We start from the raw sequence: 14,980 nt of genomic DNA, 5'->3' as shown, positions 1-14,980 counted from the left end.
AGGCATGGGTGATTGCCCCCGATGTTTTTATTTGAAATTTAAGTGCTCGATTTATATCAAGTCCGCGCCAGTTCCCGAACATCGCCACCCCGGCGCTTGCGTACCATGAAGTACGCCGCCACGATCACCAGCAAGGTCACCGCTACCAGCCAGAACTGAAAACGTGTCGCCGGATCGATCGCTTGGGTTGCCAGCACCGATACCAGCGCCAGCAGCGCAATAACGTTGGTCAGCGGGAATCCCCAAGCCCTGAATGACGTTGGGTCCACTGCTTCATGCCGAGTTTTCAGACGCATACCGACGTGGGCGAAAATGATGAAGATCCAGACGAAGATGATGAACGCACCGGTGCTCCTGGCCAGGGTCAGGAAGAGGTCACCGCCGCTGATGAAGTGCACCGCCAGAATCGTCACGCAAATGCAAAACGCCAGCGCCAGTGCATTGATCGGCACGCCCTTGGCGTTGGTCCGGGAGAACAGCGCTGGGGCGTGCCCGCGTTGGCTGAGCGAGAACATCATGCGCGAGTTGGAGAACATGAACGAGTTCATCACCGACATGAACGACACGAACAGCACCAGTTTCATGGCCACGGCTGCACCCTTGAAACCGGCGAGGGTGAACAGTGCGACATAGGGCGATGCGAGGTTGGCCTTGTCGGTCCAGGGCAGGCACAGGACGAGAATCGACACTGAGCCGACGTAGAAGAGCATGACGCGCACGATCACGCTCTTGATCGCCCGGATCACGTTGCGGCGCGGGTTCTCCGATTCGCCGGCTGCCACAGCGGCGATTTCACTGCCGCCCAGCGAGAAGATCGCCACGATCACACCAGCCATCACTGGCGACAGGCCATTGGGCATGAAGCCGCCATGGTCGGTGAGATTGACCAGGCCAGGGGCGGGGATGTTCTCCTGCCAGCCCAGCAGGATGGAGGCGCCGAGCAGCATGAAGATAAGGATGGTGACCACCTTCAGCGCCGCCAGCCAGTACTCCACTTCGGCGAACGAACGCACCGAGTAGGCGTTGCTGGCGATCAGCGTCACCAGCATGATGAAGGCGCCGACCCAGATCGGCAGCCAGGGCATGAAATCGTTGAGGATCGCGCCCAGCAGCACCGCTTCGAGGGTGATGGTCATCATCGACTTGAGCCAGTACAACCAGCCCACGGTGAACCCGGCCCAGTTGCCGAGGTAGGTGTTGGCGTAGGTCGAGAAGGAGCCGGCATCAGGATTGCGCGAGGCCATCTCGCCGAGCATGAACATCACCAGAGTGACGATGATGCCGCCGATCACGTAAGACAGGATCGCGGCCGGGCCGGCCGAGGCGATCAGGCTGCCGGAGCCGACGAACAACCCGGCGCCGATCACACCGCCAAGCGCGATCATGGTGATATGCCGCTGCTTGAGGCTTTGCTTCAATCCGTTTTCTTGCATGTCCAGACGTCTCTTATTATTGGAAGGAACCGGCAACGTCCTTCGAGCGGCAACCGCTCGAGGACCTACCTGCACGGGGCGATGCCATTAATCGAGGTCTTGCCGTGAAGCTCCCTTCAGGCAATGGCGATCCGATCCGCCACCATGGGCAAAGTGGCGTTTCATCTCAAACGAATTCTGGGCACAACATCCTGCGGATTTTTCCTGAGGCATGGCTGTTCAGGGGCGAGGTGCTCCTCACGATGGCCTGCCGGTTGGGCAGGCGCACATGGCAGTGGCCGGCCAGCACGATGTGATAGCGCGCGGTACCGGGGCGTCCGGTTCGTGGTTGACCGCCCAGCGCCCGCTGAACTGGCAGCGAAGGTCCATGCTGCAGCGCGCCAGGCAGGCGGCCAACCATCCGTACGCATTCTCCACCGGGCTGGGTGTGGTAGAGATCACCATCGGCCTGTTGGTGCTGGGGTATCTGTTCTCACCCCAGCTGGGGCTGCTGGGCTCGGTCCTGACCTGCCTGACACCCGTGGTGACCTTGTCGTTCCTGGTGACCACGCCCGAGGCCTGGGTGGCGAACCTGGGCGATGCGCGGTTCGGGTTTCCCTACCTGTCGGGGGCCGGGCGCCTGGTGCTCAAGGACGTGCTGATGCTGTCGGGAGTTGTGGTGATGGTCGCCGATTCGGCCCGCCAGGTTTTGTACCAAGTCGCCGCGAGAAATAGGCTCACAAATTCTTAGGATAAATCCTTCATTTCCTACGGATTGTGTCAATGTTTCCCTACAGAGCTTTGTCGTATCGTCGGTTGTTTTTTCAACAAGGACGAAGCTCATGCAAACACTGGAACGCGTGCTCGACATACAGCCGCTCGAGGCGGCTGAAATCACCCTTCAACTCAATGGCCAGGCGGTGCAGGCCGCCGAAGGCGAGACGGTACTCAGCGTACTCAACGCCGTTGGCCTGCGCCGTCTGGCGCAGAACGATCATGGCCAGCCAGCTGGCGCCTTCTGCGGCATGGGCGTGTGCCATTGCTGTCTGGTGGCGATCGACGGACGGCCCAAGCGCCGTGCCTGTCAGACGGTAGTCCGCCATGGAATGCGGGTAGAGACCGAGGTCAACCGCGTTCTCGAGGGGGCGCAGTCATGAGCTTGCGTTCAGTGATCGTCGGCGGTGGCTCGGCCGGCATGGCGGCGGCCATCGAACTGGCCGAGCAGGGTGTCGATTGCCTGCTGTTCGATGAAGCGTCGCGTCCGGGTGGCGTGGTCTATCGCGGGCCGCTGCGCGCCGGTGTCGACCTGGGTTACCTGGGGGCGCGCTACAGCAAGGCGCTACAGACATTGCACGAGGATTTCGCCGCCAACGCCGAGCACATCGACCTGCGCCTCAACCATCGTGTGGTTGGCGGTGATACCGAGCGCCTTATGGTGCTCGATGCCGACGAGCAACTGCACGAGATCGACTATTCCCATCTGCTGCTGTCGGCCGGCTGCCATGAGCGCAATGTGCCGTTCCCCGGCTGGACGCTGCCTGGCGTGATGCTGCTGGGCGGGCTGCAGTTGCAGATCAAGAGCGGTGCGGTCAAGCCACTGGGCAGCACTTTGATCGCAGGGACCGGTCCACTGCTGCCGCTGGTGGCCTGCCAACTGCATGCGGCTGGCGCCAAGGTTGCCGGAGTCTATGAGGCCTGCGCCTTCAACCGTATCGCCAAGGAAAGCCTGGCGCTGCTGAATAAACCGCAGCTGTTTCTCGACGGCCTCAGCATGCTGGCGTACATGAAGCTCAACGGCATTGCGATGCACTATGGCTGGGGCTTGGTCAGCGCCAGTGGTGAAGGTGAACTGCGCGAAGTCAGCCTTGCGCCCTATGGCCAGGATTGGAAAGCCGACATGAGCCGCGTGCGGCGCGAGCCGGTGGACACCTTGGCAGTCGGCTATGGCTTCATCCCGCGCACCCAGCTCAGCCAGCAGTTGGGGCTAACGCATGGGTTCAGCGACGACGGCTACCTGCGCGCGGTATGCAATGTCTGGCAGCAGAGCAGCCAGGCGCATATCCACCTGGCCGGCGACATGGGTGGTATCCGTGGTGGCGAGGCAGCGATGCTGACCGGGCGCATCGCTGCGGTGTCGATCCTGCAGCAACGCGGAGTGCTCGACGCCAACCAGGCCATCGAGCGGCGCGAGCGATACCTGGGCAAGCTGGCTGCGATCACGCGCTTCAGAGCGGGTGTCGAGCGCTATACCCAACGTGGCGCAGCGCAGATCGAGCTGCCGCAGGCCGACACGGTGATCTGCCGCTGCGAGCACGTCACCCGCAGCGATATCGACCTGGCGCTCGAGCAAGGCGTGCAGGACATGGCCAGCCTGAAGATGCGCACCCGGGTGAGCATGGGCGACTGCCAGGGGCGCATGTGTGTGGGCTACTGCAGCGATCGCCTGCGCGCCAGCACCGGGCGGGCGGATGTCGGCTGGCTGCGACCGCGTTTCCCGATCGATCCCATCCCATTTTCCGCATTCCAGCACCTGGCCACGGAGGCCTGAGCATGAACAAGACCTATGACATCGTCATCGCCGGTGGCGGGGTGATCGGCGCTTCGTGTGCCTATCAGTTGTCCAAGCGCAAGGGGCTGAAAATCGCCCTGATCGACAGCAAGCGTCCAGGTAATGCGACACGTGCATCGGCGGGCGGCCTGTGGGCCATCGGCGAGTCCGTGGGCCTTGGGTGCGGAGTGATCTTCTTTCGCATGATGTCCTCGCGCAGCAAACGCGAGGCCCATGGCGCAGCAGTGGCAGTGGATTCGAGCACGCCGCATATCCTGCCGCAGTGCTTTTTCGACCTGGCACTGCAATCCAACGCACTTTATCCACAGTTGCACCAGGAGCTGATCGAGCGCCATGGCATGGACTTCAAGTTCGAGCGCACCGGATTGAAGTACATCATCCAGGACGATGAGGACCAACTGTACGCCGAGCACATCGTCGCGCAGATCCCGCATCTGGCGGACCAGGTGCGCTGGCTGGATCGCCAGGCACTGCGCGAGAGGGAGCCGGCGGTGAACCTGCAGGCCAAGGGGGCGCTGGAGTTCCTCTGCGATCACCAGGTCAGCCCGTTCCGTCTGGGCGATGCCTACCTGGAAGCCGCGCGGCAGAACGGCGTCGATCTGTACCTGAACACAAACATCACCGATGTGCTGCATGGGAACTCGCAGATCAAGGGTGTGCGTACTGCCGAGGCGGGGGGGTTCCATTGCCACACCTTGCTCAATGCTGCGGGGGCCTGGGCGGGCGAGCTCAGTGAGTGGGCCACCGGCACTTCTATCCCGGTCAAGCCGGTGAAAGGCCAGATCGTTCTCACCGAACGTCTGCCCAAGCTGCTCGATGGCTGCCTGACCACCAGTGATTGCTACATGGCTCAAAAGGATAATGGCGAGATCCTGATTGGCAGCACTACGGAAGACAAGGGCTTCGATGTCAGCACTACCTTCCCCGAAATTGCCGGCTTGGTGCAGGGGGCTGTGCGTTGTGTGCCGGAACTGGCGCAGGTGAGCCTGAAGCGCACCTGGGCAGGATTGCGGCCCGGGTCGCCTGATGAACTGCCGATTCTCGGTCCTGTGGATGACGTGCCCGGCTACTTCAACGCCTGTGGACACTTCCGCACCGGGATTCTCACCTCGGCCATTACCGGCGTGCTGCTGGACAAGGTTATCCACAGCGAGCCACTGCCGCTGGACCTTACGCCTTTCCTGGCGAGGCGTTTCGGGCGGGCTGTGGATAAGAACTGGGCGGTGGGGTAGGGGCTCGGGCGGGCGCTCCTGCAGGCTTCGTGGTCGCTGCAGGAGCAGCCTTGTGCTTAGATCTGCATCGCCATCCCTTCCACGTTCATCGCTGCCTGGCGCAAGGCTTCGGAGCGGGTCGGATGCGGGTGGCAAGTCAGGGCGATATCCTCGGCCGAAGCGCTGAACTCCATGGCCACGCAGAACTCGCCAATCATCTCGCTGACGCTCGGCCCGACCAGATGCACACCCAGCACCTCGTCGGTCTCGGCATCGGCCAGCACCTTGGCGAAGCCTTCGGTCTCATGGTTGATCTTGGCGCGGCTGTTGGCGGTGAAGGGGAACTTGCCGACCTTGTAGGCACGGCCCTCGGCCTTGAGCTGTTCTTCGGTCTTGCCGACGCTGGCCAGTTCCGGTCGTGTGTAGATAACGCCGGGGATCAGGTTGTAGTTGACCTCATGCGCCTTGCCGGCAATGCGCTCGATGCACGACACCGCTTCGTCTTCGGCCTTGTGCGCGAGCATCGGCCCAGAGGTGACGTCGCCGATCACCCAGATGCCGGGGACCTGGGAGCGGTGGTGGTCATTGGCGAGCATGCCGCGTTTGTCGGTCTGCAGGCCGACGCTTTCCAGGTTCAGGCCTTGGGTGTACGGGCGGCGACCGATGGCCACCAGTACATAGTCGGCCTCCAGGGTTTGCGCATCGCCGCCAGCGGCAGGTTCAAGCGTCAGGCTGACGCTGCTCGCCGAAGGCGTGGCCTGGGTCACCTTGCTGCCGAGCTTGAAGCTCATGCCCTGTTTGGCCAGGGCTTTTTGCAGGGTCCTGGCGGTTTCCTCGTCGGTGCCGGGGCAGATGCGGTCGAGGTATTCGATCACGGTCACTTCGGCCCCCAGGCGACGCCAGACCGAACCCAGTTCAAGGCCGATCACGCCTGCGCCGATGACCACCAGGTGCTTGGGAACCTGGGGCAGCGACAAGGCGCCGGTGGAGTCGATGATGCGTTGGTTGTCGATATTCACCCCCGGCAGAGGGGTTGGCTCGGAGCCGGTGGCGATCACGACATCTTTGGCCTGAAGCGTGGTTTCGCTGCCATCCTCGGCCTTGACGATGACCTTGCCGACGCCGTCGAGGCGGCCCCAGCCCTTGACCCAGTCGACCTTGTTCTTGCGGAACAGGTACTCGATACCCTTGGTCAGGCCGCTCACGCTTTCATCTTTCTGTTTCATCATCTGCGCCAGGTTCAGGGTCGGCTTGACCTCGATGCCCAGGTGCGCGAACTCGCTGCCGCTGGCGGCTTCGTACAACTCGGAGGCATGCAGCAGCGCCTTGGAGGGCATGCAGCCGACGTTCAGGCAGGTGCCGCCGAGGGTCGAGCGTCCTTCGACGCAGGCCACGCTCAGGCCCAGCTGACCGGCACGGATGGCCGCGTTGTAGCCGCCAGGGCCGCCACCGATGATCACCACATCATAGGATTTCATGGGATTCACTCCAGGGAAGAAGATGCGCGAGAGGGCCACAAGGTTAGTCGCTGAATGGAAGATTGTATACAATCTGTTGGTCGCGGTATGGCCGTTAGCATTGGACTATGGTCGCTATAAAAGGAAACTTCCGACGAATGAACTACCCTGATCCGGTGACGCTCGAATCCTTGTACGGCGTCCGTAATTGAAAGGGGGTCTTTCATGCTTGCGCAACTTCCACCTGCGTTGCAGAGCCTGCACTTGCCTTTACGTCTAAAGCTGTGGGACGGCAACCAGTTCGATCTAGGGCCTAGCCCGCAGGTCACCATCCTGGTCAAGGAGCCTCAACTGATCAGTCAGCTGACGCACCCGAGCATGGATGAACTGGGCACAGCCTTTGTCGAGGGCAAGCTTGAACTCGAGGGGAACATTGGCGAAGTCATCCGCGTTTGCGACGAGCTCAGCGAGGCTTTGCTCAAAGACGATGAAGATGTAGTCCCGGTGCGCACCTCGCACGACAAGAAAACCGACGCCGAAGCCATTTCCTACCATTACGACCTGTCCAACGAGTTCTACCAACTGTGGCTCGATCCGGACATGGCTTATTCCTGCGCCTACTTCAAGGAGCCGGACAACACCCTCGCCCAGGCCCAGCAAGACAAGTTCGACCATCTGTGTCGCAAGCTGCGGCTGCAGGCCGGCGATTACTTGCTGGATGTCGGCTGCGGTTGGGGCGGCCTGGCGCGTTTTGCCGCACGCGAATATGGCGCCAAGGTGTTCGGCATCACCCTGAGCAAGGAGCAACTGACGCTGGGGCGCCAGCGGGTCAAGGATGAAGGACTGGCCGACAAGGTCGACCTGCAGATCCTCGACTACCGCGACCTGCCCCAGGATGGCCGTTTCGACAAGGCGGTCAGCGTCGGCATGTTCGAACACGTCGGCCATGCCAACCTCGAACTGTACTGCCAGCGACTGTTCGGCGCCGTACGTGAAGGCGGCCTGGTGATGAACCATGGCATCACCGCCAAGCATGTGGATGGCCGCCCAGTGGGGAGAGGCGCTGGGGACTTCATCGATCGTTACGTGTTCCCGCACGGCGAGCTGCCGCACATCTCGATGATTACCGCGCGTATCTGTGAGGCAGGGCTGGAAGTGGTGGACGTGGAAAGCCTGCGCCTGCACTACGCCAAGACCCTCAATCACTGGAGTGAAAACCTCGAGAACCAGCTGCATCGCGCTGCGGCGCTGGTGCCGGAGAAGACGCTGCGGATCTGGCGCCTGTACCTGGCCGGATGCGCCTATGCCTTCACCAAGGGCTGGATCAACCTGCACCAGATTCTTGCAGTGAAGCCGTATGCGGATGGCCACCACGACCTGCCGTGGACGCGAGAAGATCTCTATCGTTGATCAAGACGGGGCCGCCTTTGCGGCCCCGCTTCTTTTCCGGCTACAGAATCGGTGAAATCAGGCGCGCGATGCGCATTCCCAGCTGCTGCAGCCGATGAGTGTCGCGGCTGTCTTCGGCGGTTATCTCCCGCGACTGCTCGAAGTCGCACAGCAGCATGGCCTCGACCTGATCGGCAAAGGCGCGGTCGATGGTCAGCAAGGTGATCTCGAAATTCAGACGGAACGAGCGGTTGTCGAGGTTGGCACTGCCGATGGCGCTGACATCGTCGTCCACCAGCACCACCTTCTGGTGCAGGAACCCTGGCTGATAACGGAACATCCGCACACCTGCCCGCACCGCCTCGAAGGCGAACAGACTGGACGCGGCATAGACGATGCGGTGGTCTGGCCTCGACGGGATCAGGATTCGCACATCGACGCCACGCAGCACCGCCAGGCGCAGGGCCGCGAACACTGCCTCGTCGGGAATGAAATAGGGGCTGGTGATCCAGATGCGCCGGGTCGCCGAGTGGATGGCTTCGACGAAGAACAGTTGGCAGGTTTCCTGGGGGTCGGCCGGGCCAGTGGCGAGGGCCTGGCACAACACGCCGTTCTCCGGATAGGCATCCGGCAGGATCAGCGGCGGCAAGGCACGGGTGGCCCAGTACCAGTCTTCGGCGAACGACTCCTGCAGACAGGCCAGCACCGGGCCGCTGACCTGGACGTGGGTGTCACGCCAGGGCGACAGCCGCGGATGCCCACCCATGTACTCATCGCCGACATTGTGCCCGCCAACGAAGCCGAGCAGGCCATCGACCACGACGATCTTGCGGTGGTTACGGAAGTTGACCTGGAAGCGGTTGAACCAGCCACGGCGCGAGGAAAAGGCCTGGATCTGTACGCCACCCTCGCGCAGCACCTGGCTGTAACGCGCCGGCAAGGCATGGCTGCCGACCTGATCGAACAATACGTAAACCCTTACCCCTTCAGCGGCCTTGCGCAGGAGCAGTTGTTGCAGCTCCTGGCCGATGGCATCGTCGTGGATGATGAAGAACTGCACCAGCACAGTGTCCCGCGCCTCGCTGATGGCAGCGAAGATCGCGTCGAAGGTCGCAGTGCCATCGATCAGCAATTTCACCTGGTTGTTGGCCAGGCAGGGCATGCGGCCAAGCTTGGGCATGGCACGCAGTGCCGCGTAGCTTTCCGACTCCCGCGCGGTCAGGGCTTCCTCCACCCAGGGGCGCCAGTTGAGGTCGGCCATCGCCACGTGCATCTCCTGGTTGGCCTGGCGCCGCGCCTGGATATAGGCGTAGAAGGAGCGGGCGCCAAAGACCAGATAGGGCACCAGGGTCAGGTAGGGAATGAAGAACAGTGACATTGCCCAGGCGATTGCGCCCTGGGCGGTACGCACGGTGAACACCGCATGCAGCGCAGCGACGATGCCCAGGAAGTGAATCAGTCCGAGCAGGTAACCGAAGAAGTAGGGGCTGTGGTAATCCATACGCATCCTGCATTCCAAGAGCACTGCCGCCTAACAGAGCATGTTCCCGGGGCCGCTTGCAACCTGCGGGCGAAAAAGACGTCTAAGGCTCTGTCCGGCCTGGAGCCGGTATTTCGAGGAGCACTGATCCATGAAGATTCGTCTGCCACTGATTGCCCTGGCATTGGGCCTGGGCAGCCCGCTGCTGGCGCAAGCGCAGATGCTGCAACCTGGTCTGTGGGAGTTGACCACCAGCAACATGCAGGTCGACGGCAAGCCACTGCCCGACATGGCGTTCATGCTCGGCCAACTGAAGAACCTGCCGCCGGAGCAGCGCGCCATGATGGAGGGCGCCCTGGCCAAGCAAGGCATCACCGTGGGTGGCAATGGCGTGCGCTCGTGCCTGACACCAGAGCAGGTCGCTACCAACGATATTCCCCTGCAGGATCCGCAGTCAGGTTGCACGCAGAAGATCACCGACCGCCAAGGCAATGTCTGGAAGTTCCAGTTCAGTTGCCCCAAGGCCCAAGGCACCGGTCAGGCAACCTTCCTCAGTGATCGCGAATTCACCACCCAGGTCAGCGGCACCTTCAATGCCTCGGGTGTTCAGCAGCAGGGCAGCATGAACACCCGGGCGGTGTGGCTGGGTAATGACTGCGGAAACGTACGTCCCCGTAGCTAGCTAGCGCCTCACCATTGCCATTGGCTGGCAGCCACTGCGTCGTGGGCATGCAGGCTTTCTGCATGTTCCACGCGCAGGTCGAAGCCGGTGGCCCATTCCAGTTCGCGCAACGCTCGGTGCAGGCGACGTGCAGCATCTTCGCAGAACATCAGGTTCTGACCATTGGCCAAGGCGAACGCCTGTTCGTCGGCTCTTTTCACGGCCGTCTGCACTGCTGTGCCCAATGCGCTTTCCACGGTATCGATCAGCGCGTCGAGCGGTAGCGTCTGCAGGTTGTGCTGCAGGCGCACCTTGACGATTGCCTGACTGCGCTGACTGTGGGGCGTCGCGACGATACCTGCGCTGCTGCCAAGCCATTGCAGGATGGCCTGTGGGTCGAGTGTCTGGTTGGCGAAGTCCTTGAGGAATTGCTGTTGAATCAGCTGGCGGGCCAGCGCAGCGGAGCATGGGCAGGTCGACGAATAGGGGACTTCCACGTGGTGTTCCACGTGGAACATCTCATTCTCGATGCGTGCGTCAAGGATGATCGGGTAGCGTTTCCAGCCTTCCAGTGGGCTCACAAGCGCAGGACGTTTCAGCAGGTAGTCGAACTTCAATCGCAGGTAGGCGCTGGACGAAAGCCCTTCGTGGCTGTGGAGAAAGCGAGCCAGGAGCTGGCGCAGTGCCAAGGGGGTCAGCTCGGTGTGCTCCAGTGCTTCCAGGGCGAGGTACAGGCGCGACATATGGATACCGCGCGATTCGCCATCATCCAGGCTCACGCCGGCGTCAGCCCAGGCGCTGAGGCGATGCCCATTCAATTGCACAGGCAGGGCGATACCGCGCATCCCGACCCAGTCCAGGGGTTGGAGCTTGTGGCTGGTTTGCGCGGCGATGTCGGGAAGCGTCAGGCTGGTCATCGATAGAGTCCATGAAAAAGGGGCTTCAGCGGCAACCTCCGATCAAGCTGCAGTGCAGGTTGAAACGTTGGCCGCTTGAGCTGGATACGCGGTTCAAGGTGGTCCAGCCGACGCGGCGGCTGTAGCCCACCCAGGCTTCGCCGTCGCTGGCCAGGCCGGTGAAAAAGGTCATCTGTCCATAGCGGCTGTTGGTCTGCGCCCAGAGTCGTCGACTGTTGCTGTCATAGCCGCGCAGATGAAAATCACGGCCTTCGGTTCGCACACTGTAGTAACTGCCTTTGCCGTCTTCGCAGGCCAACAGCGTGGCGCTGCGGGTGCACAGCGCCAGGCCGGGCTGTGGGATCGCAGCGTAGAGCGGGATGGGCACGGCAAGTGCCAGCAGCAATAGGGCGAGGTTCGAGTGCTTCATGTCCATCCTCTCGGGCAGCCGTTCGACAGACGCGGCTTGGCGAAATTGTATTGTTATATTATAACGTTGTGCAATGCATCGTTTCGAATGCGCTTTGCCCGATGAGGTTCACCATGACCAACCGCCTTCCCGTCACCGTGCTGTCCGGCTTCCTCGGGGCCGGCAAGAGCACGCTGCTCAACCATGTCCTGCGCAACCGTGAAAACCTGCGGGTTGCGGTGATCGTCAACGACATGAGTGAAATCAACATCGATGCCAGCGAGGTACAGCGTAATGTGAGCCTCAATCGCGCCGAAGAAAAGCTCGTCGAGATGAGCAATGGCTGCATCTGCTGCACCCTGCGCGAAGACCTGCTCGAGGAAGTGGCACGGCTCGCCGACGAAGGCCGCTTCGATTACCTGTTGATCGAATCCACCGGCATTTCCGAACCGTTGCCGGTGGCCGAGACCTTCACCTTCCGTGACGAACAGGGCCGTAGCCTCTCCGATATGGCGCGCCTGGATACCATGGTCACTGTGGTGGACGGCCTCAACTTCCTGCGGGATTACCAGGCGGCAGATAGCCTGGCCAGTCGTGGCGAAACACTGGGGGAGCAGGACGAGCGCTCGATCAGCGACTTGCTGATTGAGCAGATCGAGTTCGCTGACGTGTTGCTGCTGAGCAAGATCGACCTGATCAGCCAGCACGAACGCGAGGAACTGAGCGCAATCCTGCGCAGCCTCAACGCTCGCGCCCAGATTGTGCCGATGGTGATGGGCCAGGTGCCGCTGGAGCGTATTCTGAATACCGGGCTGTTCGACTTCGAGCAAGCGTCCCAGGCGCCGGGCTGGTTGCAGGAACTGCGCGGCGAGCATGTGCCGGAAACCGAAGAGTACGGAATCGCCTCGACCACCTGGCAGGCGCGCAGGCCGTTTCATCCACAGCGCTTTTTCGACTTTATCCACAACAGCTGGAGCAATGGCCGGCTGCTGCGTTCGAAAGGCTTTTTCTGGTTGGCCAGCAAGTACCAGGAAGCCGGCAGCTGGTCGCAGGCAGGCGGCATGATGCGCCATGGTTTGGCGGGTCGCTGGTGGCGTTTCGTGCCGCGTGAGCAGTGGCCGCAAGATGAAGAGAACCTCGAAGCGATCCTCAAGCAGTGGACGGTCGAGGCTGGCGACTGCCGCCAGGAGCTGGTGTTCATCGGTCAGAACATCGACTTCGCACGGTTATCCACAGAGCTTGAAGCATGTTTGCTGACGGATGAGGAGATGGAACCGGGTCCGATGGCCTGGTTGCGCCTGGAGGATCCGTTCGGCCCCTGGTATGAAGAGGCGGCAGCATGAAGGCGGCAACTCGGCTTGTGGATATCCGCCAGGCGTTCGGTGAGTCGCCGCAGGTGATGACCGAAATCCTTCAGGATGGCGTCAACCTGGCCGTGTGGCAGCGACGCTTGCCGGCGCAGGTCGAGGACTTCGCGGCCCTGGTGGTCAACCTTGGCCAGACGATGTCGGATGAGCGAGTGATGGAGGTGGATGAGCGGGAGGCACCGGTGTTGCATCGCTTGCTGCCCGAGGCGGCGGACCTGCACGGTTATGAAGGCTTCGTGGCTGACGTGTCGTGGCTGGTGGCGGCCTATACCTGCCTGCTGGGCGCGCGCCGCGTGGGCTTGCGGCTGAAGGTGCTCGACGGGGCGATGTGTCCGCGCTTTCATGTGGATCATGTCCCGCTGCGCCTGCTGACTACCTATGTGGGGGCGGGCAGTGAGTGGCTGGAAGAACGCGACATTGACCGCAATCGCTTGCAACTGGCGGAAGCACCTGTGGATAACATTCGGCGCTTGCAGGTGGGCGATGTGGCCTTGCTCAAGGGGGAGAAGTGGCTGGGTAACGAGGGCGCAGGGCTGGTGCACCGCTCGCCGCCGACGCCGCGGGGTGAGAAGCGGCTGTTGTTGAGCCTTGATTGGTTGGGTTGAGGGTTTTGCCCGCGAAGAGGCCAGTAAAGGCAACATACCTGCATCCACGATAGACTTGCTTCACGTCCACCTCGATCTCGAACCATGTTGCAGCACATTCCCACCTACGTCATCGCCGGCCCACTGGGCGCAGGCAAGACCAGCCTGATTCGCCACCTGCTCGGCCAGCGCCCGGAAAAACAGCGCTGGGCGGTGCTGGTCAATGAGTTCGGCCAGATCGGCCTCGACGCTGCCCTGCTCAGCACAGACGAGGACGGCGTCGCCATCGGTGAAGTCGCGGGCGGTTGCCTGTGTTGTATCAACGGGGCGCCGTTTCAGGTCGGCCTAGGGCGTCTGCTGCGCAAGGCCAGGCCCGACCGGCTGTTCATCGAGCCCTCCGGTCTCGGTCATCCCGTGCAATTGCTGGAGCAGTTGAAGCAAGCACCCTGGATCGGTGTGCTGGATGTACAGCCACTGCTGATGGTGCTGGATGCTGTGGCGCTGGCGCGGGGAGAACCGCTGCCCGACGCGCAACAGCAGGCAGTGGCGCAGGCGGGGTTGTTGATTTTCAACAAGTCAGGGGCTGTGGATGACGCTCAGCGGCTGTTGATAACTGCGCAATTTGGCGGAAGCAGGGCGGTCTGGACGGATCATGCTGTTCTCGCCCTGGACAAGCTGCCCATTCTGCCCACAGAGGTTTTCCCCCCGGCGAGTCTTTCCAGCCTGCCTGTGGACAAGACTCCAGTCAGCTTGGCTACCCTGTGGACAGATCCGCGCGAGCCCATCTGCCAGGCGCAGCAAGGTGAGGGCGGGTGGAGTGTTGGCTGGCGCTGGCACCCGAGCCAGCGCTTCGATGAGGCTGCATTGCGTGGCGTGCTCGCGCAATGGGCGTGGCGGCGGGCCAAAGGGGTTATCCACAGCGCTCAGGGTTGGCAATCTTTCAACGGCCTGGAGGGCGGTGTGCCTGAGTGGCGTTCGAGCGAATGGCGCAGGGACTCGCGCATCGAGCTGATCTTCGATCAGCCCCAGCCGTTGCAGCCCCTTCAGGCCGCCATCGAGCACTGTCGCGTAAACGGCTGATCAGTTGCGCCAGCGGTTGTGCTCCTGGCGCCATTGCTGCATTTCGATGACGTTGTCGGTGCGCGGCGGGGTCTTTATCTCGAACGGGTAGGGCGCCAGTTCGATCTGTACGGTATGGGCACCGAACTGGGTCACGGTGCCAGGGTGACGCTGTTCACCGGTGACGGTGAACTCGAAGGCATAGACCCGTGCCAGGCGCTTGCGGCCATTGGCATCGCGCACGAAGGCGATACGCTTGAGGGCCACGGCGTCGTCGAGCAGCTCCAGGTCGAGTTTCGCGCAATGCTGCTTGACCCGTTCCAGCGCCTTCTCACGCAAGCCATGGTTGTGCCACAGCCAGGCGCCAGCCGTCGCCAACAGCATCAGGACGAACAGGTTCTCCAGGGTCAACATTTGCATATGCTCCAGACAGGTGGCTTCAGCTTAACTGCGTCCCTGGCCTGTCGTACAGGTGGCTTTCGGGTT

The 14,980-nt window shown here is 62.1% G+C and carries 15 protein-coding genes; 9 read left to right on the top strand and 6 right to left on the bottom strand.

Going from position 1 to position 14,980, the window contains the following annotated elements; translation table 11 throughout:
- Positions 1–56: 56 nt before the first annotated feature.
- Positions 57–1,433 (bottom strand): amino acid permease, encoded by a 1,377-nt coding sequence (locus ACK3BK_RS25270; protein ID WP_411383518.1) that lies wholly within the window; start codon positions 1,431–1,433, stop codon positions 57–59.
- 268 nt (positions 1,434–1,701) lie between these two features.
- Between ACK3BK_RS25270 and ACK3BK_RS25265 the strand changes: the two genes are divergently transcribed.
- The 4 genes from ACK3BK_RS25265 (at position 1,702) to hcnC (ending at position 5,213) form a co-directional block, all read left to right on the top strand.
- Positions 1,702–2,163: a DUF417 family protein gene (locus ACK3BK_RS25265; RefSeq protein WP_411383517.1), complete on the top strand. Its 462-nt coding sequence runs from the start codon at positions 1,702–1,704 to the stop codon at positions 2,161–2,163.
- Between the two features lie 91 nt (positions 2,164–2,254).
- A complete protein-coding gene (gene hcnA, locus ACK3BK_RS25260; RefSeq protein WP_411383516.1) occupies positions 2,255–2,569 on the top strand; it encodes a cyanide-forming glycine dehydrogenase subunit HcnA in 315 nt (104 codons plus the stop codon).
- Positions 2,566–3,960 (top strand): cyanide-forming glycine dehydrogenase subunit HcnB, encoded by a 1,395-nt coding sequence (gene hcnB, locus ACK3BK_RS25255; protein ID WP_411383515.1) that lies wholly within the window; start codon positions 2,566–2,568, stop codon positions 3,958–3,960. The genes hcnA and hcnB overlap by 4 nt, the downstream gene beginning before the upstream one ends.
- A 2-nt stretch (positions 3,961–3,962) precedes the next feature.
- Entirely contained in the window at positions 3,963–5,213 is a 1,251-nt protein-coding gene (gene hcnC / locus ACK3BK_RS25250) for a cyanide-forming glycine dehydrogenase subunit HcnC (RefSeq protein WP_186670160.1), read from the top strand.
- A 56-nt stretch (positions 5,214–5,269) separates the two neighbouring features.
- Here the strand turns inward: hcnC and lpdA are convergent, their stop codons facing one another.
- Entirely contained in the window at positions 5,270–6,670 is a 1,401-nt protein-coding gene (gene lpdA, locus ACK3BK_RS25245; protein WP_288377704.1) for a dihydrolipoyl dehydrogenase, read from the bottom strand.
- Positions 6,671–6,874: 204 nt separating this feature from the next.
- Here lpdA and cfaB point away from each other — a divergent pair, with 204 nt between their 5' ends.
- A complete protein-coding gene (gene cfaB / locus ACK3BK_RS25240; RefSeq protein WP_063541884.1) occupies positions 6,875–8,059 on the top strand; it encodes a C17 cyclopropane fatty acid synthase CfaB in 1,185 nt (394 codons plus the stop codon).
- 40 nt (positions 8,060–8,099) lie between these two features.
- On the opposite strand, the gene cls is transcribed toward cfaB, so the two are convergent.
- Positions 8,100–9,539 (bottom strand): cardiolipin synthase, encoded by a 1,440-nt coding sequence (gene cls, locus ACK3BK_RS25235; RefSeq protein WP_186670233.1) that lies wholly within the window; start codon positions 9,537–9,539, stop codon positions 8,100–8,102.
- 130 nt (positions 9,540–9,669) lie between these two features.
- Between cls and ACK3BK_RS25230 the strand changes: the two genes are divergently transcribed.
- On the top strand, positions 9,670–10,200 hold the full coding sequence (locus ACK3BK_RS25230) for a DUF3617 domain-containing protein (protein ID WP_054892991.1): 531 nt from the start codon (positions 9,670–9,672) through the stop codon (positions 10,198–10,200).
- A gap of 8 nt (positions 10,201–10,208) precedes the next feature.
- On the opposite strand, the gene folE2 is transcribed toward ACK3BK_RS25230, so the two are convergent.
- Both folE2 and ACK3BK_RS25220 read right to left on the bottom strand, forming a co-directional pair.
- Positions 10,209–11,096: a GTP cyclohydrolase FolE2 gene (gene folE2 / locus ACK3BK_RS25225; protein WP_411383514.1), complete on the bottom strand. Its 888-nt coding sequence runs from the start codon at positions 11,094–11,096 to the stop codon at positions 10,209–10,211.
- Positions 11,097–11,121: 25 nt separating this feature from the next.
- Positions 11,122–11,505: a hypothetical protein gene (locus ACK3BK_RS25220; protein ID WP_063541878.1), complete on the bottom strand. Its 384-nt coding sequence runs from the start codon at positions 11,503–11,505 to the stop codon at positions 11,122–11,124.
- 113 nt (positions 11,506–11,618) lie between these two features.
- On the opposite strand from ACK3BK_RS25220, the gene zigA reads away from it, so the two are divergent.
- The 3 genes from zigA to ACK3BK_RS25205 all read left to right on the top strand — a co-directional run bounded on the left by zigA (position 11,619) and on the right by ACK3BK_RS25205 (position 14,515).
- Positions 11,619–12,827, top strand: a complete 1,209-nt coding sequence (zigA, locus tag ACK3BK_RS25215; RefSeq protein WP_411383513.1) for a zinc metallochaperone GTPase ZigA — start codon at positions 11,619–11,621, stop codon at positions 12,825–12,827.
- Complete coding sequence (locus tag ACK3BK_RS25210; protein ID WP_411383512.1) at positions 12,824–13,456, top strand: DUF1826 domain-containing protein; 633 nt, start codon at positions 12,824–12,826, stop codon at positions 13,454–13,456. The genes zigA and ACK3BK_RS25210 overlap by 4 nt, the downstream gene beginning before the upstream one ends.
- An 84-nt stretch (positions 13,457–13,540) precedes the next feature.
- Entirely contained in the window at positions 13,541–14,515 is a 975-nt protein-coding gene (locus ACK3BK_RS25205) for a CobW family GTP-binding protein (protein ID WP_411383511.1), read from the top strand.
- Here ACK3BK_RS25205 and ACK3BK_RS25200 read toward each other — a convergent pair whose 3' ends face one another.
- The gene (locus ACK3BK_RS25200) at positions 14,516–14,908 is read right to left on the bottom strand and encodes a DUF3301 domain-containing protein (protein ID WP_054892985.1); all 393 of its coding nucleotides are present in this window, start codon (positions 14,906–14,908) and stop codon (positions 14,516–14,518) included.
- Between the last annotated feature and the right edge of the window lie 72 nt (positions 14,909–14,980).

Source organism: Pseudomonas sp. L7 (assembly GCF_046605565.1).
GTDB lineage: Bacteria > Pseudomonadota > Gammaproteobacteria > Pseudomonadales > Pseudomonadaceae > Aquipseudomonas > Aquipseudomonas wayambapalatensis.
This window is presented reverse-complemented; position numbering and strand designations above follow the sequence as displayed.